The organism is Streptomyces sp. NPDC057287, from assembly GCF_042667905.1.
Classification (GTDB): Bacteria; Actinomycetota; Actinomycetes; order Streptomycetales; family Streptomycetaceae; genus Streptomyces.
In genome coordinates this window covers 294,790-316,447 of the sequence record NZ_JBHUYV010000006.1, presented here as the reverse complement: position 1 = coordinate 316,447, position 21,658 = coordinate 294,790, and the positions used below count along the sequence as shown (strand labels likewise).

The following is a 21,658-nucleotide window of genomic DNA, read 5'->3' as shown; positions in this document are numbered from 1 at the left end:
CTCACGCCCCGGCGTAGACGTTGGCAAAGACGACGGCGGCGATCGCCAGGACAAGGGTTCCGGCGAGCAGCGCGCCGAGGTAGGTCTGCACGTTGCCGGTCTGGGCGCGGCGGACCGCTGTGCCGAGTCCGCGCGCGATGCTGCCCGAGCCGCGTACGTAGGTCTCGACGACCTCGCGGTCCAGGAAGCGGACGAGCCGGGCGGCGGCGCCGACGGGGCGGACGAACATCGCCGTGTAGAGGGCGTCGAGGTGGAATCCGGTCACCGCGTGGCGGTGGAGCGGGCCCAGGAGGAGACGGCCGGGGTCCGAGGGGTCCGGGGCGTCCGCGATCGTGCCGTACACCGCGGTGTGCGAGGCGATCGCCTCGGCCTCCACGAGCGCGGGTTCGGCGTCGGGGTGCGCGACGACCGCGCCGACCGGGGGGCGGTCGGCGAGCGCCGTGGTGTGGCGCCAGGCCCCGTAGGTGACGAGTCCTCCGACGAGCCCGACGCCTGTGGAGAGGACGGCGGTCGTGAGGGAGGGGGTGAGGCTGTGTCCGTCGAACCAGTCGGTGAGAGAGCCGGCGGCGAGGCCGAAGGCGATCGTGGGGACGGCGAGCACCCAGAGGACGGAGGTCATCGCGACGGGCTGCCTGCCGTGGTCGGGCGCCTCGGGGCCGCGCCCGCGGAAGGCGAGGAGCCACAGCCGGGTGGCGTAGGCGGCGGTGAGGACGGCGGCGACGAGCCCGGCGACGAGGACCGTCCAGCCGGCCGCGGCAGGGGCGACGTCCCGGTCCCCGAAGGCGGTGTGCTCGGCGGCGACGAGAACGGCTTCCTTGGAGAAGAAGCCGGCGAACGGGGGAATGGCGGCGAGCGCCAAAAGGGCGACGGTCATCGTCCAGTAGGCGTCGGGAATCCGCTTGGTCAGACCCCCCATGCGCGACATGGCGGCGAGTGAATTGGTGCCCGCCGCGTGGATGACGACACCCGCGGCAAGGAAGAGGACCGCCTTGAAGGCGCCGTGCGACAGGAGGTGGAAGACGGCGGCCCCGCGGTCGCCGACGGCCAGGGCGCCGGACATGTAGCCGAGCTGGCCGATCGTCGAGTAGGCGAGGACGCGCTTGATGTCGTCCTGGGCGAGCGCGGCGAGCCCGGATCCGATCATGGTGACGGCCGCCATCACGGCGAGGACGACGAGGGCGGCGCCGGAGGCGGCGAAGACGGGCAGGAGCCGGGCCACGAAGTAGATACCGGCGGCGACCATCGTCGCGGCGTGGATGAGCGCCGAGACGGGGGTGGGGCCGGCCATGGCGTCGGGCAGCCAGGTGTGCAGGGGGAACTGCGCGGACTTGCCCGCGACTCCGGCGAGGAGCAGCAGTGCGATGACGGTCGGGTGGTCGAGTCCGCCGTTGGTGACCGCGGCCAGGATGCCGGTGATACGGAACGTGCCGGTGTCGGCGGCGAGCGCGAACAGGCCGATGAGGAACGGCACGTCGCCGAGCTTGGTGACGAGGAAGGCCTTGAGGGAGGCCGCGCGTGCCTCGGGGGTCTCCCAGTAGTGGCCGACCAGGAAGTACGAGCAGATGCCCATGATCTCCCAGCCGACCAGGAGCACCATCAGGTCGCCCGAGTAGACGACGAGCAGCATCGCGGAGGTGAAGAGGGAGACGAGGGCCGCGTAGGAGGGGTACCGGGCGTCGTCCTTCAGATACGCCGTCGAGTAGATCTGCACACAGGTGGCGACGAGCCCGACGAGGACGGCGACGAGGACGGCGAAGCCGTCCAGGTGCAGGGCGAGGTCGATCGGGACGGAGCCGGTGGGGGTCAGCTGGGTCGCGGCGTCGATGGACCGGCCGCCGCCCTGCCGTGCTGCGACGACGACCGCGAGGACGGCGGCGACGAGGGTCGGCAGGACGGCGAGGGGGCGGACGAATCCGGGCGAGGTCCTGCCCAGCAGGAGTCCCGCGGCGGCGCCCAGGAAAGGGAGGAGGGGGACGAGGACGGCGAGGGTCGTGGTGGTCACGCGGTGGCCTCTGCCTTCTTTGCCTTCCCTGCCGGAGCAGTGGCCTGGTCTGCGGTGGTGCCCTGGACGTCGTCGTCAACGTCGTCGGGCAGCGTTTCGGCGTCGTCGGTCTCCGCGGTGTCGCGGAGACGGTCGACGTCCGAGCTGCCGCGGTTGCGGTAGACGGCCAGGACGATCGCGAGGCCGATGCCGATCTCGGCCGCGGCGATGGCGATCGTGAAGAGGGTGAGGGCCTGGCCTGCGTGGAGCTCGTCGCGGAGCCAGACGTCGAAGGCGACCAGGTTGAGGTTGACGGCGTTGAGCATGAGCTCGACGGACATCAGGACGAGGATCGCGTTGCGGCGGGCCAGCACCCCGTACAGCCCGGTGCAGAAGAGGAGGACGGCGAGGACCGCGGGATAGGCGAGGTGCATCAGCTCTTGTCCTCCCTGTTCGCGACGGGGCGTTCGTCGGTGCCTTGTCGGTCCCTGCCGGTCCGGCCGCCCTGCCCGGTCCGGCCGCCCTGCCCGGTCCGGCCGCCCCGCTGGTTCAGGCCGCCCTGGCGGGGCTTGCCGTCCCTGCCGTCCTTGCGGGACAGGACGATCGCTCCCACGAGTGCGGCGAGCAGCAGGACGGAGAGTGCCTCGAAGGGCAGCACCCAGTGCCTGAAGAGGAATTCTCCGGAGGCCGCGGTCGAGCCCTGGGCGGGACCGTCCAGATTGATCCAGGTCGTGCGGAAGGCGTCCACGACGACCCAGACCAGGGCGCCGGCGGCGGCGACCGAGGCACCCAGCGCGATCCACCGGTTGCCGGAATCGGCATCCGGTGAACGGCCGATGGGGGCTCTCGTGAGCATCAGCCCGAAGAGGAGGAGGACGACGACGGAGCCGACGTAGATCAGGACCTGCACCCACGCGATGAACTCGGCCGTGAGCAGGAGGTACTCCACCGCGATGCCACCGAGCGCGACGACGAGCCAGAGAGCCGCGTGTACGAGCTGCTTGGTCGTGACGGTGATCAGCGCTGCGCCGAGGGTGGCGAGACCGACGAGGACGAAGGCGATCTCGACACCGGTCGGGGAGAGGAAGCCGGGATGGCCGGCGGCGGCCGCGAGGGTCACTCCTGCCCCTCCTGTTCTGCTTCCTGCCCCGGCCCGGCTTCCTGCGCCTGCTGGGCTTCCTGGGCCTGGAGCTTGTCGGCCGTCTTGCGGGCGGCGGCGATCTCCTTGGGCTCCTCGGCTCCCGGGTCGAGCGCGGGCGGCTCGGGGACGGTCCACATCCAGTCGCGGAGCTTGTCACGCTCATGGGTCAGTTCGTGGATGTCCGTCTCGGCGTACTCGAACTCGGGTGACCAGAACAGTGCGTCGAACGGACACACCTCGATGCAGATGCCGCAGTACATGCACAGCGCGAAGTCGATCGCGAAGCGGTCCAGGACGTTGCGGCTGCGCTCCCGGCCTCCGGGTGCGGCGGCGGGCACCGTCTCCTTGTGGGAGTCGATGTAGATGCACCAGTCGGGGCATTCGCGGGCGCAGAGCATGCAGACCGTGCAGTTCTCCTCGAACAGCCCGATGACGCCCCGGGTGCGGGGCGGAAGTTCGGGCTGGACGTCCGGGTACTGCGCGGTGACCGTGCGCTTCGTCATGGTCCGCAGGGTGACGGCGAGACCCTTGGCCAGGCCTGAGCCGGGGATCGGGGGCACTAATTGATCGCCACCTTCACGATGCCGGTGAGCGCGATCTGCGCGAGGGCGAGGGGAATGAGCGTGGTCCAGGCGAGCTTCTGCAGCTGGTCCTCACGCAGGCGGGGGTAGGTGACCCGGAGCCAGATGACGACGAACGCGAGAACCGCGGTCTTGAGCAGGGTCCAGACCCAGCCGAGTCCGTCGGCACCGAGCGGGCCGTGCCATCCACCGAGGAAGAGGACGGTCGTCAGTCCGCACAGGACGACGATTCCCGCGTACTCGGCGAGCAGGAACAGGGCGAAGCGAAGACCTGTGTACTCGGTGTAGGCGCCGAAGATGATCTCCGAGTCGGCGACCGGCATGTCGAAGGGCGGACGCTGGAGCTCGGCGAGGCCGGCGACGAAGAAGACCAGGGCGCCGACGATCTGCCAGGGCAGCCACCACCACTCGAAGGCGTTGAGGATGCCGGGGAGCGAGACGGTGCCGGCCGCCATGGCCACGGAGGCGGCGGCGAGCAGCATCGGCAGTTCGTACGCGAGGAGCTGAGCGGCGGTGCGGAGACCGCCGAGGAGCGAGAACTTGTTGGCCGAGGCCCAGCCCGCCATGAGCGAGCCGAGCACGCCGACGCCCATGACGGCCAGCACGAAGAAGATGCCCGCGTCGACGACCTGGCCGACCGCTCCCTCGCTGGGGCCGATCGGGATGGCGACGATCACGAGGAGGTACGGGAGCAGGGCGACGGCGGGTGCCATCTGGAAGACCCGGCGGTCCGCGTCCGCCGGTACGACGTCTTCCTTCTGCGCGAACTTCACCCCGTCCGCGACGAGCTGGGCCCAGCCGTGGAATCCGCCCGCGTACATGGGGCCGAGGCGGCCCTGCATGTGGGCCATCACCTTGTGCTCGGCCTGTCCCACCGCGAGAGGGACCACCATGAAGACGGCGAAGACGATGACGAGGCGGAGGGCGACGTCGAGTACGTCGTTCACGCGGTATCGCCTCCGGCAGGGCGGTCGGGACCGGCGGAACGGTCGGATCGGGACGAGGCATCGGGGTCGGGGCCGTCGCTGTCGGGGCCGGTGTCCCGGCCGGGCCCGCTGTCCGGGGGGTGGTCCGGACCGGGCTCCGGGTCGCGGTCAGGTTCGCGGCCGGCGTCATCCTGCGCGTCGGGCGCCGGGTCCCGGCCGGCGTCATCCTGCGCGTCGGGGTCCGCCCGCGCGGGCTCGGCGGGCTGCTCGGACGTGGACTCCGCAGGCTCGGAAGGCGCAGGCGCGGGCTCCGCAGGCTCGGAAGACGCAGGCTCCGCCGGCCGCTTCGGGGCCTCGTCGAACGCGGGGCGCGCGTCGTGCCAGGGCGCGTCGGAGCTGCCGGCCGCGCCCGTCGCGCGCGGCCCGCCGCCGCTCTGCGCGGGGCCGTTCTCCGTCGCGCCGTTCTCCGTCGCGTCGCCCGAAGGCGTGGCCTCCGGAGGTGTGGCGACCGGAGGAGCGGATGCCGGAGAAGCGGATGACGGAGGAGCGGATGCCGGAGGTACGGCGGCCGGGTCGGTGGCCTGGCTCGCCGAGCCCTGGGAGGCGCTGCGACTGCGACGCGGGGGCGCCGTCTGCGGGGTCTCCTCCGCGTCGGGCCGCTGCGCCGCCGAGCCTTCGCTCGCGCTCCGGGCCCGGCGCACCGGCCGGTCTCCCGCCGCGCGCGCCCCTCGGGCCGGCCGGGCGGGGGCGGGCGGGAGCTGCCCCTTGAGCGGGCCCCACTCGTTGGGATCGGGCACCCCGGGCGGCAGCATCGTGCGCCGCTTGGGCCCCCCGTGCTCGGATTCGCCCGGCTCCTTCGCGCCCGGCCAGGCCTTGGCCACGCGGGCCGCCAGGACGAAGTCCTTGCGCAGCGGGTGGCCCTCGAAGCTCTCGGGCAGCAGCAGGGGCACCAGATGCGGGTGGTTCTCGAAGGCGATGCCGAACATTTCGTGCGTCTCGCGCTCGTGCCACCCGGCGCCCGCGTAGACGCCCACGGCGGTGGGCAGAGTGGCCGCGTCGTGCGGAACGGTCGTGCGGAGGAGCAGGCGTCGGACCGTGCCGTCGCCGAGGGCCGCGACATGGGCGCAGACGCGGAATCCCGTACCCGGTTCGTCGACGGCGCTCAGCCAGTCGAAGTAGGTGCAGCCCAGCTCGTCGCGGGCCGTTTCGAGGGCGGCGGTCCAGGAGGCGGCGGGGACGTCGACGGTCAGCAGGTCGTACGCGTGGGTGGCCGTGGCGTCCGCGCCGAAGACGTCGGCGACGGCGTCGGGCAGCCGGTCGTAGGTCTCCTCGGCGGTCACTTCCCCTCCTCCCCCGGCGTCTTCGGGGCGGCGACGAGACCGCTGGTCAGGGCCGCGGCCGAGGGGCGGGCCGTGTCCGCGGTGGCGTACCGCTCGGCGAGCGATTCGCGCGCGATCTTCTCCTGGAGCTTGAGGATGCCCTGGAGGAGCGCCTCGGGCCGGGGCGGGCAGCCGGGTACGTAGACGTCGACGGGGATGATCTGGTCGACGCCCTTCGTCACGGAGTACGAATCCCAGTACGGCCCGCCGCAGTTGGAGCAGGCGCCGAAGGAGATGACGTACTTCGGCTCGGGCATCTGCTCGTACAGGCGCTTCACGGCCGGGGCCATCTTGTCCGTCACCGTGCCGGACACGATCATCAGGTCGGCCTGCCGGGGGCCGGGGGCGAACGGGATGACGCCGAGCCGGATGAAGTCGTGCCGTGCCATGGAGGCGGCGATGAACTCGATGGCGCAGCAGGCGAGTCCGAAGTTGAAGACCCAGAGGCTGTAGCGGCGGCCCCAGTTGAGGACCACCTTCATCGGTTCGGGCGCGAGCCGGGACAGCACGCCGAGCTTCGGCTCGGGCAGTGGCGTCGGATCGGGCAGCGACACGGGGGGTTCGGGGTTCTGCCGGCTCGTCACGCCCATTCGAGGACGCCCTTCTTCCATGCGTAGAGCAGTCCCACGGCCAGGAAACCGAGGAAGATGAACATCTCCACCAGCGTCGTCGCCCCGTATCCGGGGGCCGCGAACACCGTCGCCCACGGGAACAGGAAGATCGAGTCGACGGCGAAGATCACGTACAGGAAGGCGTACACGTAATAGCGAACCTGGGTGTGGGCCCAGCCCTCCCCCACGGGGTCCACACCGCACTCGTACGTGAGGAGTTTCTCCGGCGTCGGGACCACGGGCCTCAGCAGCCGGCCGGCCCCGAAGGCGACGGCGACGAACAGCACGCCCACCAGGGCGAGCAGTCCGACCACTGAGTAGCTCTGGAAGTAGTCCGACGCGAGAACGGTCGGTCCCGGCACGTCCGCCACGTCCGCCCCTCGCTCCCTCAACCTGTTCGACGGTCTGTACGCACGGGAGTCTAGGCCCTGTTAAAGAAAGGGTAAGCAGCCCCGTCGCACAACGGGTGGGGCAGGAGGTGACAGGGGAGGTCCGTCGCGAGGTGGGGTTACCCCCACCCGGCGCCCACCCACGAACCCCATGGCGTGGGGACGCCCGGCCCGGCACGCTGGTCCCATGACCATGAGCCCTTCCCTGCCGGACAACGACCGGCCGCCGCCCGCGCGCTTCGCCTACGACCGGTGGACGTGGAAGGAGATCGCCCATCTCCTGGCCAACCTGCCGATGGCGATCGCCGGGTTCGTCTACACCGTGCTCCTGATCGGCGTGGGCGCCGGGCTCTCGGTCACCGTGATCGGACTGCCACTGCTCGTGCTGGGGCTGCAGGGTGCGCGCGGTCTGGGCCGGGCGGAGCGCGCCCGGGTGCGGGGGATGCTCGGCGTGCGGATCGACGAGCCGAGCCCGCCGGCGCGCGGCAGGCGGGAGCAGGGGTTCTTCTCCTGGCTGTGGGCGGGGCTGAAGGATCCGGTGGGCTGGCGGACGTTGCTGTATTCGTTCATGCGGCTGCCGTGGGGGGTGGCGACGTTCGTCGTGACGCTGGTGGGCCTGTTCGTGCTCTGGCCGGTGCTCCCGTTCATCGCGCGCGGGCTGACGAACGCGGACCGGGCGATGGCGCGGGCGCTCCTCTCCCCCTCCGACGAGCTGGAGCGCCGGATCGCCGAGCTGGAGTCGGACCGCGGGGTGGTCGTGGACACCGCCGCCGCGGACCTGCGCCGCATCGAACGCGACCTCCACGACGGCGCCCAGGCCCGCCTCGTCGCCCTCGCCATGGGCCTGGGGCTGGCGAAGGAGAAGCTCACCGACGACCCCGAAGCCGCCGCCCGCATGGTCGACGAGGCCCACGGAGAGGTCAAGGTCGCCCTCCAGGAACTCCGCGACCTCGCCCGCGGCATCCACCCCGCCGTCCTCACCGACCGCGGCCTGGACGCCGCACTCTCCGCCATCGCCTCCCGCTGCACCGTCCCGGTGACCGTGTCGGTGGACCTGCCCGGCCGGCCGGTGCAGGCGATCGAGGGCATCGCGTACTTCACCGTCTCCGAACTCCTCCAGAACGTCAGCAAGCACGCCCGCGCCACCCGGGCCTCGGTCGACGTCTGGCGGTCCGGGGACCGGCTGATGCTCCAGGTCCGGGACGACGGGAGGGGCGGCGCCCGGCTCGACGGAGGTACGGGGATGTCGGGGCTGGCGGAGCGGCTGGGAGCGGTCGACGGACTGTTCGTCCTGGACTCCCCCGAGGGCGGCCCCACCGCGGTCACCGCTGAGCTGCCCTGGCGCGACCGTGCGGACACCGGGGCCGTGCGGCAGGACGGCGCGACGTGACCGCCCGCACCCCGATGCGACGGCGTGCCCGCGGGAAGTCGTCAGGACCGCATCCGCCCGCCCGTGGCCGGCAGGACGTGGCCGGGGAGACGTGGTGGGGAGACCAGGCCGGGGAGACGTGGTGGGGAAAACCCCCCGCCGGATACGGAGACCGCCCTCATGGTGCGGAGTCCTCCGGCACAGCAGTCTTGAGGTATCAGCCGCTCTATCGGCCCGCGGGGAGTTCCCGCTCAGAAGAAACGGACGGACGCCACTGATGGCCACGGCATACGGACCGGGCACGCGGGACCACCACAGCCCCGGCACCGGGTCGGGGGGCCACCCCCCGGCGAAGCACTTCCTCCCCGCGGCGCTCCGCGCACCTCTCGAGGCGCGTGTCTGGCGCGAGCTGGCCTATGTGCTCCTGGGCCTGCCGATCGGTGTCGTGATGTTCAGCTTCGCGGTCACCATGGTGTCGCTCGGCCTGGGCATGCTGATCACCTTCCTCGGCATTCCGATACTCGCCGCCGGCCTGGTCGTGTGCCGCGGCTTCGGCGTCATGGAACGGGGCCGGGCGCGGGGGCTGCTGAAGCTGGACGTCGCCGACCCCGCGCCGGTGCGCGGGAAGGGCGGCCTGATGTCCTGGGTCGGCGCGGTGCTGAAGAGCGGGGTGTCCTGGCGGCACCTGCTCTACTCGGTGCTGCACATGCCCTGGGCGATTTTCTCGTTCACCGTCGCGGTGACGTTCTGGGCGTACGGCTGGGCCGCGTTCACGTATCCGCTGTGGCACTGGGCCTTCCCCTCCGACACGGGTGTCGGAGGCATCCAGCTGTACGGCGACGCGACGCATCAGGTCTACCTTGACTCGCCGTTCGAGCTGGCGGCGACAAGCGCGCTCGGTCTGGCGCTCGTCCTGGTCACGCCGTGGATCATCCGTGGTCTGGTGTCCGTGGACCGGCTGATGGTGTCGGGTCTGCTCGGCCCCTCCCGGCTGGCCACCAGGGTCTCGGAGCTGGAGTCGGACCGCGGGGTGGTCGTGGACACCGCCGCCGCGGACCTGCGCCGCATCGAACGCGACCTCCACGACGGCGCCCAGGCCCGCCTCGTCGCCCTCGCCATGGATCTGGGGCTGGCGAAGGAGAAGCTCACCGACGACCCCGAAGCCGCCGCCCGCATGGTCGACGAGGCCCACGGAGAGGTCAAGGTCGCCCTCCAGGAACTCCGCGACCTCGCCCGCGGCATCCACCCCGCCGTCCTCACCGACCGCGGCCTGGACGCCGCACTCTCCGCCATCGCCTCCCGCTGCACCGTCCCCGTCAAGGTCGTCGTGGACCTGGAGTCACGGCCGGCGCAGGCCATCGAGGGCATCGCGTACTTCACCGTCTCCGAACTCCTCCAGAACGTCAGCAAGCACGCCCGCGCCACCCGGGCCTCGGTCGACGTCTGGCGGGCGGCCGACCGGCTGATGCTCCAGGTCACCGACAACGGGCGCGGCGGCGCCGATGTGTCCACCGGCAGCGGTCTGGCCGGGCTCACGGAGCGGCTGGACGCGGTGGACGGCATCCTCGTCGTCGACTCCCCGCCCGGGGGCCCGACGACGGTCACGGCGGAACTGCCCTGGAGGGGCTGAGGCGCGAGCCGCTGCGCGTGGTGCCCCGGACGCCGACACGGCGTCCGGGGCACCGCGGCGTGCCCGGTCGGACCGGAACCGCTGGTCCACACCCTTCGGGGCGCCGATGCTGGAATGCTGGAGGCAGAGGCGGCGCGCACAGCGGCGTACACACGCAGGACGGACAGTGGGGGACACAACGTCGTGGAGGAAAGAGTGCGGGTCGTCATCGCCGAGGATTCGGTGCTGCTCCGGGAAGGGCTCACCCGGCTGCTGACCGAGCTCGGGCACGATGTCGTCGCGGGGGTGGGGGACGGGGAGGCGCTGCTCAAGACGGTGGCCGACCTCGCGGGGCAGGACGCGCTGCCGGACGTGGTGGTCGCCGACGTGCGCATGCCTCCGACCCACACCGACGAGGGGGTGCGGGCGGCGGTGGAGCTGCGCAAGCAGTATCCGGACATCGGGGTGCTGGTGCTCTCGCAGTACGTCGAGGAGCAGTACGCCACCGAGCTGCTGGCCGGCAGCAGCCGCGGGGTCGGCTATCTGCTGAAGGACCGGGTCGCCGAGGTCAGGGAGTTCGTGGACGCCGTGGTGCGGGTGGCGCAGGGCGGGACCGCGCTGGACCCGGAGGTCGTGGCCCAGCTGCTGGGCCGGAGCCGCAAGCAGGACGTCCTGGCGGGTCTCACGCCTCGCGAGCGGGAGGTCCTGGGTCTGATGGCGGAGGGGCGTACGAATTCAGCCGTCGCCCGCCGCCTGGTGGTCAGCGACGGAGCCGTGGAGAAGCACGTCAGCAACATCTTCCTGAAACTGGGCCTGTCACCCAGTGACGGGGATCACCGACGAGTTCTCGCCGTTCTTACTTATCTGAACTCGTGACAAAGCGATGATCTACCCGTGATGATCTGAGTGATCCACCCGCAGCGAAGCGAAACCCCAGGCCTACGACGAAAGGACGGGCACCGAGGGAGGTCCGTCCGTTGACCTGGGGGGGTCCGGGAAATATGGCGAGGCGTGACGCATTCATGCACCGAAAACGCGTCCACCATATGACCGGTCCGAGGAAGGCGACCCTTACAGAAGTAGGGTGGTGCCTGGACCGCCGGCGGGCCGGCCGGTCCCGAGCCGCCGCCCAGAGGGAGGTCCAGTTCAGTGACCAGCCAGGTCAGTAGCCCAGCCGGAAAGTCCGATGAGGCCAGCGAGGCTGTCGTCGGGGAGCAGCGCGCCCCGCACATTGATCGTACGGGCGCCACCGAGAAGGAAATCCGTCGTCTGGACCGGGTGATCATCCGTTTCGCGGGTGACTCGGGTGATGGCATGCAGCTGACGGGTGACCGGTTCACGTCGGAGACGGCGTCGTTCGGGAACGACCTGTCGACCCTGCCGAACTTCCCGGCCGAGATCCGGGCGCCTGCCGGGACGCTGCCGGGCGTGTCGTCGTTCCAGCTGCATTTCGCGGACCACGACATCCTCACACCGGGCGACGCACCGAATGTACTGGTCGCGATGAATCCGGCCGCATTGAAGGCAAATATCGCCGATGTGCCGCGTGGTGCCGACATCATCGTGAACACGGACGAGTTCACGAAGCGCCCGATGGCAAAAGTCGGATATGCCGAGTCCCCCCTGGAGGACGGCTCCCTGGAGGCGTACAACGTCCATCCGGTGCCGTTGACGACCTTGACGATCGAGGCTCTGAAGGAGTTCGGTCTTTCCCGTAAAGAGGCCGAGCGGTCGAAAAACATGTTTGCGCTCGGGCTTTTGTCCTGGATGTACAACCGTCCGACCGAGGGGACGGAGACATTCCTCCGGTCGAAGTTCGCCAAGAAGCCGGCCATCGCCGAGGCGAACGTCGCGGCGTTCCGTGCGGGCTGGAATTTCGGTGAGACGACGGAGGATTTCGCCGTCTCCTACGAGGTCGCACCGGCTTCGCAGGCCTTTCCGACGGGAACGTACCGCAATATCTCGGGAAATCTGGCGCTGTCGTACGGACTGATCGCGGCGGGCCGGCAGGCGGATCTTCCGGTGTATCTGGGCTCGTATCCGATCACTCCGGCGTCCGACATCCTGCATGAGCTCAGCAGGCACAAGAACTTCGGCGTACGGACGTTCCAGGCGGAGGACGAGATCGCCGGGATCGGAGCGGCGCTGGGGGCGGCGTTCGGTGGTTCGCTCGCCGTGACCACGACCTCCGGCCCGGGTGTGGCGCTCAAGTCGGAGACGATCGGCCTGGCGGTGTCCCTGGAGCTGCCCCTGCTGATCATCGACATCCAGCGCGGCGGTCCGTCGACCGGGCTGCCGACCAAGACGGAGCAGGCCGACCTGTTGCAGGCCATGTACGGGCGCAACGGTGAGGCGCCGGTCCCGATCGTGGCGCCGAGGACCCCGGCGGACTGCTTCGACGCGGCCCTGGACGCCGCCCGGATCGCGCTGACCTACCGGACTCCGGTCTTCCTGCTGTCCGACGGCTATCTGGCGAACGGCTCCGAGCCGTGGCGGATCCCCGAGACCGACAGCCTCCCCGACCTGCGGACGCAGTTCGCGACCGGCCCGAACCACGAACTCGCGGACGGCACGGAGGTGTTCTGGCCGTACAAGCGGGATCCGGAGACCCTGGCCCGCCCGTGGGCGGTGCCCGGCACCCCGGGGCTGGAGCACAGGATCGGCGGGATCGAGAAGCAGGACGGCTCGGGGAACATCTCCTACGATCCGGCCAACCACGACTTCATGGTCCGCACGCGCCAGGCGAAGGTCGACGGCATCCGGGTCCCCGACCTGGAGGTCGACGACCCGGCCGGCGCGACGACCCTGGTCCTGGGCTGGGGTTCGACGTACGGCCCGATCACCGCGGCGGTCCGGCGTCTGCGTGCGGACGGCGAGACCGTCGCACAGGCCCACCTGCGCCACCTCAACCCCTTCCCCCGGAATCTCGGCGAGGTGCTGAGGCGCTACGACAAGGTCGTGGTCCCGGAGATGAACCTCGGTCAGCTCGCGCTGCTCATCCGCGCGAAGTACCTGATCGACGCGCAGTCCTTCAACCAGGTCAACGGAATGCCCTTCAAGGCCGAGCAGCTCGCCACAGTCCTCAAGGAGGCCATTGATGCCTGACGCCAACGAGCTCCTCCAGCTGGTCCCCAAGGCCGAGGGCAAGCAGTCCATGAAGGACTTCAAGTCCGACCAGGAGGTGCGCTGGTGCCCGGGCTGCGGCGACTACGCGGTCCTCGCGGCCGTGCAGGGCTTCATGCCCGAGCTGGGGCTGGCCAAGGAGAACATCACGTTCGTCTCCGGCATCGGCTGCTCCTCCCGCTTCCCGTACTACATGAACACGTACGGGATGCACTCCATCCACGGCCGCGCCCCCTCCATCGCCACGGGCCTGGCGACCTCCCGCCGCGACCTGTCCGTCTGGGTCGTCACCGGCGACGGCGACGCGCTGTCCATCGGCGGGAACCACCTCATCCACGCCCTGCGCCGCAACGTCAACCTCAAGATCCTGCTGTTCAACAACCGGATCTACGGACTCACCAAGGGCCAGTACAGCCCCACGTCCGAGGTCGGCAAGATCACCAAGTCGACGCCGATGGGGTCGCTCGACGCGCCCTTCAACCCCGTCTCCCTCGCCCTGGGCGCCGAGGCCACCTTCGTCGCCCGCACGGTCGACTCCGACCGCAAGCACCTCACCGGCGTGCTGCGCGCGGCCGCCGACCACCCCGGCACCGCGCTCGTGGAGATCTACCAGAACTGCAACATCTTCAACGACGGCGCCTTCGAGGTGCTCAAGGACAAGGAACGGGCCGAGGAGGCGGTGATCCGCCTCGAACACGGCAAGCCGATCCGGTTCGGCGTCGACGGATCCAAGGGCGTCGTCCGCGACGCCCTCACGGGTGACCTGAGCGTGGTCGCGGTCACCGAGGAGAACCAGTCACAGATCCTCGTCCACGACGCCCACAACCCCAGTCCCACCACCGCGTTCGCACTCTCCCGGCTGGCCGACACCGACACCCTGCACCACACGCCGATCGGCGTCCTGCGCAGCGTGGAACGCCCGGTCTACGACACGCTCATGTCCGACCAGCTCGACACCGCGATCGAACAGCACGGCAAGGGCGACCTGAGCGCCCTGCTGGCCGGCAGCGACACCTGGACCGTCGTCGGCTGATCCCGCACGACCTCGGAGCCCGGCCCCGGACGATCAGGGCCGGGCTTCGTCGTACGCCTCGCGTGCCGTCTCCACCGCGCCCAGCCGCCGCTCCGCCCACCGGGCCAGCCCCCACACCTGGTCCGCGGCCTCCTTGCCGAGCGGGGTGAGCGAGTAGTCCACCCTCGGCGGGATCACGGGCTTGGCATCACGGTGCACGAAGCCGTCGCGCTCCAGGGTCTGCAAGGTCTGGGCAAGCATCTTCTCGCTGACACCCCCGATGGCGCGGCGCAGCTCGCTGAAGCGGTACGAACGCTCCAGCAGTGCGGCCAGCACGAGCACCCCCCAGCGGCTGGTGACGTGCTCCAGCACCAGCCGGGAGGGACACATCGGCTGGTTGACGTCGGAGGACTTCACCGGGCTTACGTTCATATCAGTACCTTACTTCAAGGTGGGTACTTTCCCTTGGTTAGTGCTAGCCGTAGGGTGAGTAAGGAGAAAGCACGCATACGAGGATCAGCGCATCCAGGAGGAACCTCATGAGCATCGTCGTCACCGGAGCAACCGGACAGCTCGGCCGTCTCGTCATCGAGCGGCTGCTCGCCACCGTCCCCGCGGAATCGATCGCCGCGGTCGTCCGCGACGAGGAGAAGGCCGCAGCGCTCGCCGGCCGCGGTGTCGAGATCCGCGTCGCCGACTACGACCGGCCCGAGACCCTCACCGGCGCGTTCCGCGCGGGTGACCGCGTGCTGTTCGTCTCCGGCAGCGAGGCCGGCAAGCGCGTACCGCAGCACACCGCCGTGATCGAGGCCGCGAAGGCGGCGGGCGTCGCGCAGCTCGCCTACACCGGGGTGCTGGGCGGTCCCGACGCGGACTTCCTGCTGGCGGCCGAGCACAAGGTGACCGAGCAGCTGATCCTGGACTCCGGGGTCCCCCACACCTTCCTGCGCAACGGCTGGTACACCGAGAACTACACGGCGAACCTGGGGCCCGTCCTGGAGCACGGCGCCGTCGTCGCCAACGCGGGCGAGGGCCGTATCGCCTCCGCCACCCGGGCCGACTACGCGGATGCCGCCGCCGCCGTGCTGACCGGCGAGGGGCACATCGGCGCGGCGTACGAACTGAGCGGCGACGTCGCCTGGTCGCTGTCCGAGTACGCCGCCGTGGTGTCCGCCGCGACCGGCAAGGAGATCGTGTACACCGAGGTGCCGGCGGCCGTGCACCAGGAGATCCTCGTCAAGGCCGGGCTGCCCGAGCCCTTCGCCGCGATCCTCGTGGACGTGGACAAGGCCATCGCGCGCGGTCTGCTCGCCGGGACGAGCGGTGACCTGGCCCGCCTGATCGGCCGGCCGACCACCCCGCTGGCCGAGACGGTCGCCGCGGCGCTCGCCGCCTGAGCACCCCCGCCCCGGTCATGACCGTTTCCGTGAGACGGCAATGACACAGGGCCCTTCCGGCGCTACCGTCGTGCAGTCGGCCGATCGCCGACACAGGAGTGCCGGGAGGGCCCGTGAAGGGGAAGAACGAGCAGCGGGCAGGCCTGCTGTACGGAATGGCCGCGTACGGGATGTGGGGCCTCGTGCCCCTCTTCTGGCCGCTGCTGGAACCGTCGGGGGCGGTCGAGATCCTCGCCCACCGGATGGTCTGGTCGCTGGGCGTCGTCGGCATCGCCCTGCTGGTCCTGCGCCGCTGGGCGTGGATCGGCGAGCTGATACGGCAGCCCCGGCGGCTGGGGCTCATCACGATCGCCGCGACCGTGATCTCCGTCAACTGGGGTCTCTACATCTGGTCCGTCAACAACGGCCATGTCGTCGAGGCGTCGTTGGGCTACTTCATCAATCCGCTGGTCACGATCGCCATGGGCGTCCTACTGCTCGGTGAGCGGCTGCGCCCGGTCCAGTGGACCGCGGTGGCGACCGGCTTCGCGGCGGTGCTCGTGCTGGCGGTCGGCTACGGGCAGCCGCCGTGGATCTCGCTGGTGCTGGCGTTCTCGTTCGCGACCTACGGCCTGGTGAAGAAGAAGGTCAACATGGGCGGCCTGGAGTCCCTCGCCGCCGAGACCGCCGTCCTCTTCGTGCCCGCTCTCGGCTTCCTGCTGTGGCTCGGGGCGAGCGGCGACGCGACGTTCCTCGCCGGGGGCGCGGGGCACGGCGCGCTCCTCGCCGCGACGGGACTCGTCACCGCGATCCCGCTCGTCTCCTTCGGCGCTGCGGCGATCCGGGTACCCCTGTCCGTACTGGGCCTGCTGCAGTATCTGGCACCGGTCTTCCAGTTCGCGCTGGGCATCCTGTACTTCCACGAGGAGATGCCCCCCGAGCGCTGGGCCGGCTTCGCACTGGTCTGGGTGGCGCTGATCCTGCTGACCTGGGACGCGCTGCGGACGGCGCGGCGCACGAGGGCGGCGGCACTGCGTCTTGCGGTGCGGGCCGCGGAGGCCTCGGCGACCGTCGGGACGGCTTCCGCTTCCGCGCCGGACGCGGATACCCCCGCCCTGAAATAGTTACTCAGTTGCTTTTCTTACTCGGTTGCTGTTCTCTGTCCTCCAGGACGAGCCGACCGAGGAGCAGGCATGACCGACGTACTGATCGTGGGCGCGGGACCGACCGGGCTGACCCTGGCGTGCGATCTCGCCAGGCGCGGCATCGCCATCCGGATCGTGGACAAGTCGCCCGGACATCCGCGCAGTTCCCGGGCCAAGGGGCCCAACCCCCGCTCCTTGGAGGTGCTGGAGGACCTGGGGGTCGTCGAAGCGGTGCTGGCGGCAGGTTCGGCGCCGCTCCCCATGCGCAAGTACCGCGACGGTGTGCCGGTCGCCGACGCCGACCCGTACGCCGGTTCCGCGCCCACCCCGGACGCGCCCTACGACCGGGGCCGGCTGATCGCGCAGTGGCGGCTGGAGGAGGTCCTGCGCGACCGGCTCGCCGGGTACGGCGTGGCCGTGGAGACGGGCACCGAGGTCGTGGGCCTCACGGACGACGGCACCTCGGTGACCGTCGCCCTCGCCGACGGCTCCGGCACCTCGGCCCGTTACGTGGTGGGCTGCGACGGCGCCCACAGCCGCGTACGGAAACTGCTCGGTGTCACCTTCGAGGGCGAGACGGCCGAGGACCAGGTGATGGTCTGCGGCGACGTCGAGATCGACCCGGGCCTCCTGGACCGGGGCATCTGGCACCAGTGGTTCGACGAGGACGGAGCGGTCATGCTCTGCCCCGTGCCCGGCACCCGGACGGGCTGGTGGTTCCAGTCGGGCCCCGAGCGCGATGCCGGGGGCCGGCCCCTCGCCCCCTCCGCCGACGGTTTCCGTCGGCTCTTCGCCCGGCACACCCGGCTTCCGGGCGCCCACCTCACCGAGGCCACCCTGCTCTCGACGTACCGCGTCAACGTGCGCATGGCGGACCGCTACCGGGTGGGCAGGGTCCTCCTGGCCGGGGACGCCGCCCATGTGCACGCGATCGCGGGCGGGCTGGGCATGAACACCGGCATCCAGGACGCCTTCAACCTGGGCTGGAAGCTCGCCCAGGTGCTGCGGGGGCGGGCGGGCACCGAGCTGCTGGACACCTACGAGGAGGAGCGTCTCCCGGTCGCTGCCTGGACGCTGGACCTCACCTCGGAACGCCTGCGGGCCACGCTGGAGGCCATCAGGAAGCCGGGCGGCGGGCTGGACAGCGCGATCACGTCCTCGACGAGCGGGCTCGACCGCGGCTACCGGTGGAGCTCGCTCGCCCGCCCCGGGGGCGAGGGCGACGTGCGGTCCGGCGACCGCGCTCCGGACGCCCCCTGCGCCGTGGCGGCGACCGGCGCGCCCACCCGCCTCTTCCTCGCCTTCGCCGGGCCCCACCTCACCGTGCTCGGCTTCGGCGCCGGCACCGAGCGGGCGCTGCGGGACGCGGCCGCCGCCCACGGCGACGCGGTGCGCGCCGTGCGGGTCCACGGCGCCGACGCTCCGGAACCCGCGACCGGCACCGCCGTCCCGTACGCCCTGCACGACCGGGAGGGGCACGCCCGCGCGGCGTACGGCATCAGCCGGGACACCGTCGTCGTGATCCGGCCCGACAACCACGTGGGGCTGATCTCGGACACGGACGGCTTCGACGCGGTGCGACGGTATCTGGAGGCGCTGGACGGGGTGCGGGAGCCGGATCCGATGAGTGGGGCAGGCATGGTGGACGGCACCCGCAAAGGCTGATTGAGTGCCCCGATGGGGACGATCCTGAAGGACATGAGGCACGTTCAGTGGCATGAGCTGCGCCATGCCCAGGGGTCCGCGTCCCAGGTCCCCGGGCTGCTGTCACGGATCGCCTGGGGCGACAGCGAATCGGCCGAGGAGGCGCTGAGCGATCTGGGGCGCTGGATAGGCGCCCTGGCCGTGTTCGACGCGACCGTCGCCACGGTGCCGTTCCTGTGGGAACTCGCCGCCATGGAGACCGTGAAGGGCCGCACCGGGGTGCTCGGGCTGCTGGGAACGATCCTCGCCCGCGGCCACGCGCACCACCCCGAGTGGACCAGGGACGCGCACCTGGCGGTCCTGGCCGGCCGGCCGACCGCCGAGCGGCTGGCCGCCGACGGCGACCCGGCGGTGCGCGCGGCGGCCGGGGAGCTGCTGGCGGCACTCGGCGGACACGCCTGCGGGACCTGCCCGCCGCGCTGAGGCCCGCGGGCCGGCGGGTGCGGCCGGCAGCGGAGATCCCTCTTCACTCCCCGGCGCCGCCGAGTGCGGTGCGCCCGCACCCTGTTGCGTTTCCCGCACCGGCGTACGAAGAATCGGCCCCGATTCCGGCGTGGCCGTTGCCGCTTCGTTCGTGCACCCAGTACAAACGGTTGCCATGACTCTGCACTGGAAGCTCGTCATCGACGCCACCGACCCGCACGCCCAGGCCGACTTCTGGGCCGAGGCCCTCGGCTATCTCGTGGAGGACAACAGTGTCCTGATCGACGAGCTGCTCGGGGCCGGTGTCGTGACCGAGGCCGACACGGTCGAGCCGCACGGCCGTCACGCCTGGCGCGACCTCGCCGCGGCACGGCACCCGGACGACCCGCACGACGAGAAGAGCGGCGCGGGGCTCGGCCGCCGGCTGCTCTTCCAGCGTGTACCGGAGACCAAGACGGTGAAGAACCGCCTCCACATCGACGTCCACGCTGCCCCGGGGCAGCGCGATGCCGAGACGGAACGACTGGTGGGGCTGGGCGCGAGCGTGCTGCGGCTCGTCGAGGAGCCCGGAGGGACGTGGCAGGTGATGCTGGACCCCGAGGGCAACGAATTCTGCGTCCAGTGACGGAGCCGACCGTCCGCGCAGGTCAGCGGCGTACGGCGGGAAAGCGATCTCTCTAGGCTGGCCCCATGGTCACGCCACCCGCCGCATACACCCTCGTCGCCACGGATCTGGACGGCACGCTGCTGCGTTCCGACGACTCCGTGAGCCCCCGCTCCCGCGCCGCCCTCGCCCGCGCAGCGTCGGCCGGCGCGCGGCATCTGATCGTCACGGGCCGTCCGGTGCCCGGCATACGCGCCCTGCTCGCGTACCTCGGCTACGACGGGCTCGTGGTCTGCGGCCAGGGGGCCCAGGTGTACGACGCCGGGTCGGCCCGGCTGCTGAGCTCGGTGACGCTCGACCGGGAGCTGGCCGACGCCGCGCTCGGCAAGATCGAGGCCGAGGTGGGACAGGTGTTCGCCGCGGTGGACCAGGACGGCGCCGACGGCCGGACCCTCATCGAGCCGGGTTACCTCATGCCGCACCCCTCACTCCCCGCACAGCGGGCCGGGCTCCGCGAGGAGCTGTGGGCGGCCCCGGTCATCAAGGTGCTGATACGCCACCCGGAGCTGACGGACGACGCACTGGCCGCGGCCGCCCGCGGCGCGGTGGGCGATCTCGCGTCCGTCACGATGGCGGGTCCGGGAACGGTGGAGCTGGCGCCGTACGGCGTGGACAAGGGCACCGGCATCTCCATGGCCGCCGGAATGCTGGACCGCGACCCGGCCGGAGCGGTGGCGTTCGGTGACATGCCCAATGACCTGCCGATGTTCCGGCTCTGCGGACACGGCGTCGCGATGGGCAACGCCCACCCCGCGCTCCGGGCCGTGGCGGACGAGATCACGGGGTCCAACGAGGAGGACGGGGTGGCTTCGGTGCTGGAGCGCCTGTTCGGCTGAAAATCACCCCGCTCAAGCCCTCGCGCGCCGATATGCTGCGTACGCAAGCAATCGTCGCACGCGGGCAATTGGAGTGACCATGGCAGCACGCAGTTTCCTCTTCCTGCTCGGCAGCAGCCGCCCGGACGGCAACACCGAGACGCTGGCCCGGATCGCCGCCGAGCAGCTCCCCCCGGACACCGAGCAGCGCTGGCTGAGCCTGCGCGAGCTCCCGCTGCCCGACTTCGAGGACCTGCGCCACCCCGAACGCCGCCACATCCCTCCCTCCGGACACTCCGGGACGCTGCTCCGGGCCACGCTGGACGCCACCGACGTGGTGATCGCGTCACCGCTCTACTGGTACTCGGTCTCCTCGTCCACCAAGCGCTACCTGGACCACTGGTCGGGCTGGCTCGAGGCACCCGGAGCCGACTTCAAGGGGCGGATGGCGGGCAAGACCCTCTGGGGGGTCACAGCCCTCGCGGACACCGACTCCGCGGTCGCGGAGCCCCTGGCCGGGACGCTGCGCATCTCCGCGGAGTACCTGGCGATGCGCTGGGGCGGGGTACTGCTGGGCAACGGCAGCAAGCCCGGTGACGTGCTGTCCGACGCCGGAGCCATGGCCCGGGCGAAGGTCTTCTTCAGCTGAGGCGCCCCGGCTGCGGAGAGTCGCCCCCGGCCCCGGCCGGAGCGCCGCCGGCGGGGGCCAGAGACCGCAGGACGTGGGACACGAGGGCGGCGACCGTCGCCTCGTCCTGGGCCGGCTTCCGCAGCACGTGGCGGTAGTAGACCGGGCCGTAGAGCAACTCCACCGCGAGGGGGAGGTCGGCGCCGGCCGGGATCTGCCCCTGCTCCTGGGCGCGGCGCAGCCGCTCCACGGCCGCGTCGACCCGGGGGCCGACGAGCTGCTCGCGTACGGCTCGCGCCAGGGCCTCGTCGTGGTGCAGCTCCGACAGGATCCCGGAGTAGGCCGGGCCGTAGGGCGGAGTGGATATCAGCTTCACCAGACTGCCGATGTGGGTCCGCAGGTCCGCCTCGATGTCACCGGTGTCGACGAACGGTGTGACGCCGACGAGCATGCCGGCGAACGCCTCCAGGACCACCGCGCCCTTCGACGGCCACCACCGGTAGATCGTCTTCTTGCTCACACCGGCGCGGGCGGCGATGGCCTCGACGGTGACCCGCCCGTACCCCTTCTCCGTGCACAGCTCCAGAGCGGCGTCCAGCGTCGCCCGTCGTGACCTCTCGCTGCGGCGCAGGGAACTCGGCGATGTGATCATTCGGTGAGCATAGGGGGATTCCGCCCACCGCTTATTGACAGGTCGTCGCCAAAAGTCGAACAATGACCAGGCTGGAAACGGAACGTACCGTGTCGTGACGTTCCGTGCAGCAGACCGTTCGTGCCGTTCG

General features: G+C 71.2%; 22 protein-coding genes. 12 read left to right on the top strand and 10 right to left on the bottom strand.

What is annotated here, in order from left to right; translation table 11 throughout:
- Position 1: 1 nt before the first annotated feature.
- From ACFUNE_RS14385 to ACFUNE_RS14350, 8 genes are read right to left on the bottom strand one after another with little or no spacing between them, the layout of a single operon-like run.
- Positions 2-2,002, bottom strand: a complete 2,001-nt coding sequence (locus ACFUNE_RS14385) for an NADH-quinone oxidoreductase subunit L (RefSeq protein ID WP_383566385.1) — start codon at positions 2,000-2,002, stop codon at positions 2-4.
- Complete coding sequence (gene nuoK / locus ACFUNE_RS14380; protein ID WP_383566382.1) at positions 1,999-2,415, bottom strand: NADH-quinone oxidoreductase subunit NuoK; 417 nt, start codon at positions 2,413-2,415, stop codon at positions 1,999-2,001. Before nuoK ends, ACFUNE_RS14385 begins: the two co-directional genes overlap by 4 nt.
- Positions 2,415-3,101 carry an NADH-quinone oxidoreductase subunit J gene (locus ACFUNE_RS14375; RefSeq protein WP_383566378.1) on the bottom strand — a complete coding sequence of 229 codons (687 nt, stop codon included), beginning with the start codon at positions 3,099-3,101 and terminating at the stop codon, positions 2,415-2,417. The genes nuoK and ACFUNE_RS14375 overlap by 1 nt, the downstream gene beginning before the upstream one ends.
- A complete protein-coding gene (locus ACFUNE_RS14370; protein WP_383566375.1) occupies positions 3,098-3,682 on the bottom strand; it encodes a NuoI/complex I 23 kDa subunit family protein in 585 nt (194 codons plus the stop codon). The genes ACFUNE_RS14375 and ACFUNE_RS14370 overlap by 4 nt, the downstream gene beginning before the upstream one ends.
- Positions 3,682-4,650, bottom strand: a complete 969-nt coding sequence (locus ACFUNE_RS14365) for an NADH-quinone oxidoreductase subunit H (RefSeq protein ID WP_383566372.1) — start codon at positions 4,648-4,650, stop codon at positions 3,682-3,684. Before ACFUNE_RS14365 ends, ACFUNE_RS14370 begins: the two co-directional genes overlap by 1 nt.
- Positions 4,647-5,969, bottom strand: a complete 1,323-nt coding sequence (locus tag ACFUNE_RS14360) for an NADH-quinone oxidoreductase subunit C (RefSeq protein WP_383566369.1) — start codon at positions 5,967-5,969, stop codon at positions 4,647-4,649. The genes ACFUNE_RS14365 and ACFUNE_RS14360 overlap by 4 nt, the downstream gene beginning before the upstream one ends.
- The gene (locus ACFUNE_RS14355; RefSeq protein WP_383566366.1) at positions 5,966-6,598 is read right to left on the bottom strand and encodes an NADH-quinone oxidoreductase subunit B; all 633 of its coding nucleotides are present in this window, start codon (positions 6,596-6,598) and stop codon (positions 5,966-5,968) included. Before ACFUNE_RS14355 ends, ACFUNE_RS14360 begins: the two co-directional genes overlap by 4 nt.
- The gene (locus ACFUNE_RS14350) at positions 6,589-6,990 is read right to left on the bottom strand and encodes an NADH-quinone oxidoreductase subunit A (RefSeq protein ID WP_053930253.1); all 402 of its coding nucleotides are present in this window, start codon (positions 6,988-6,990) and stop codon (positions 6,589-6,591) included. Before ACFUNE_RS14350 ends, ACFUNE_RS14355 begins: the two co-directional genes overlap by 10 nt.
- A gap of 205 nt (positions 6,991-7,195) precedes the next feature.
- On the opposite strand from ACFUNE_RS14350, the gene ACFUNE_RS14345 reads away from it, so the two are divergent.
- The 5 genes from ACFUNE_RS14345 (at position 7,196) to ACFUNE_RS14325 (ending at position 14,142) form a co-directional block, all read left to right on the top strand.
- Complete coding sequence (locus ACFUNE_RS14345) at positions 7,196-8,398, top strand: sensor histidine kinase (protein ID WP_383566362.1); 1,203 nt, start codon at positions 7,196-7,198, stop codon at positions 8,396-8,398.
- A 256-nt stretch (positions 8,399-8,654) separates the two neighbouring features.
- Complete coding sequence (locus ACFUNE_RS14340) at positions 8,655-10,007, top strand: sensor histidine kinase (protein WP_383566359.1); 1,353 nt, start codon at positions 8,655-8,657, stop codon at positions 10,005-10,007.
- A gap of 195 nt (positions 10,008-10,202) precedes the next feature.
- On the top strand, positions 10,203-10,862 hold the full coding sequence (locus ACFUNE_RS14335) for a response regulator (RefSeq protein ID WP_383566749.1): 660 nt from the start codon (positions 10,203-10,205) through the stop codon (positions 10,860-10,862).
- A gap of 273 nt (positions 10,863-11,135) precedes the next feature.
- Positions 11,136-13,091 (top strand): 2-oxoacid:acceptor oxidoreductase subunit alpha, encoded by a 1,956-nt coding sequence (locus tag ACFUNE_RS14330; RefSeq protein WP_383566356.1) that lies wholly within the window; start codon positions 11,136-11,138, stop codon positions 13,089-13,091.
- A complete protein-coding gene (locus ACFUNE_RS14325) occupies positions 13,084-14,142 on the top strand; it encodes a 2-oxoacid:ferredoxin oxidoreductase subunit beta (RefSeq protein ID WP_383566353.1) in 1,059 nt (352 codons plus the stop codon). Before ACFUNE_RS14330 ends, ACFUNE_RS14325 begins: the two co-directional genes overlap by 8 nt.
- A gap of 33 nt (positions 14,143-14,175) precedes the next feature.
- Here ACFUNE_RS14325 and ACFUNE_RS14320 read toward each other — a convergent pair whose 3' ends face one another.
- Entirely contained in the window at positions 14,176-14,553 is a 378-nt protein-coding gene (locus ACFUNE_RS14320) for a winged helix-turn-helix transcriptional regulator (RefSeq protein ID WP_383566350.1), read from the bottom strand.
- Between the two features lie 107 nt (positions 14,554-14,660).
- On the opposite strand from ACFUNE_RS14320, the gene ACFUNE_RS14315 reads away from it, so the two are divergent.
- The 7 genes from ACFUNE_RS14315 (at position 14,661) to ACFUNE_RS14285 (ending at position 20,897) form a co-directional block, all read left to right on the top strand.
- Positions 14,661-15,518: an SDR family oxidoreductase gene (locus ACFUNE_RS14315; protein WP_383566347.1), complete on the top strand. Its 858-nt coding sequence runs from the start codon at positions 14,661-14,663 to the stop codon at positions 15,516-15,518.
- Positions 15,519-15,631: 113 nt separating this feature from the next.
- Positions 15,632-16,621, top strand: coding sequence for an EamA family transporter RarD (gene rarD, locus ACFUNE_RS14310; RefSeq protein WP_383566344.1), 990 nt, complete (start codon positions 15,632-15,634; stop codon positions 16,619-16,621).
- Positions 16,622-16,690: 69 nt separating this feature from the next.
- Positions 16,691-18,307, top strand: coding sequence for an FAD-dependent monooxygenase (locus ACFUNE_RS14305; protein WP_383566341.1), 1,617 nt, complete (start codon positions 16,691-16,693; stop codon positions 18,305-18,307).
- A gap of 12 nt (positions 18,308-18,319) precedes the next feature.
- On the top strand, positions 18,320-18,769 hold the full coding sequence (locus ACFUNE_RS14300; RefSeq protein ID WP_383566338.1) for a hypothetical protein: 450 nt from the start codon (positions 18,320-18,322) through the stop codon (positions 18,767-18,769).
- Between the two features lie 175 nt (positions 18,770-18,944).
- The gene (locus ACFUNE_RS14295) at positions 18,945-19,394 is read left to right on the top strand and encodes a VOC family protein (protein ID WP_383566335.1); all 450 of its coding nucleotides are present in this window, start codon (positions 18,945-18,947) and stop codon (positions 19,392-19,394) included.
- Between the two features lie 65 nt (positions 19,395-19,459).
- The gene (locus ACFUNE_RS14290) at positions 19,460-20,269 is read left to right on the top strand and encodes an HAD family hydrolase (RefSeq protein ID WP_383566332.1); all 810 of its coding nucleotides are present in this window, start codon (positions 19,460-19,462) and stop codon (positions 20,267-20,269) included.
- Positions 20,270-20,348: 79 nt separating this feature from the next.
- A complete protein-coding gene (locus ACFUNE_RS14285; RefSeq protein ID WP_383566329.1) occupies positions 20,349-20,897 on the top strand; it encodes a flavodoxin family protein in 549 nt (182 codons plus the stop codon).
- Here the strand turns inward: ACFUNE_RS14285 and ACFUNE_RS14280 are convergent.
- Positions 20,890-21,528 (bottom strand): TetR/AcrR family transcriptional regulator, encoded by a 639-nt coding sequence (locus ACFUNE_RS14280; protein ID WP_383566326.1) that lies wholly within the window; start codon positions 21,526-21,528, stop codon positions 20,890-20,892. The genes ACFUNE_RS14285 and ACFUNE_RS14280 overlap by 8 nt on opposite strands.
- Positions 21,529-21,658: the final 130 nt, after the last annotated feature.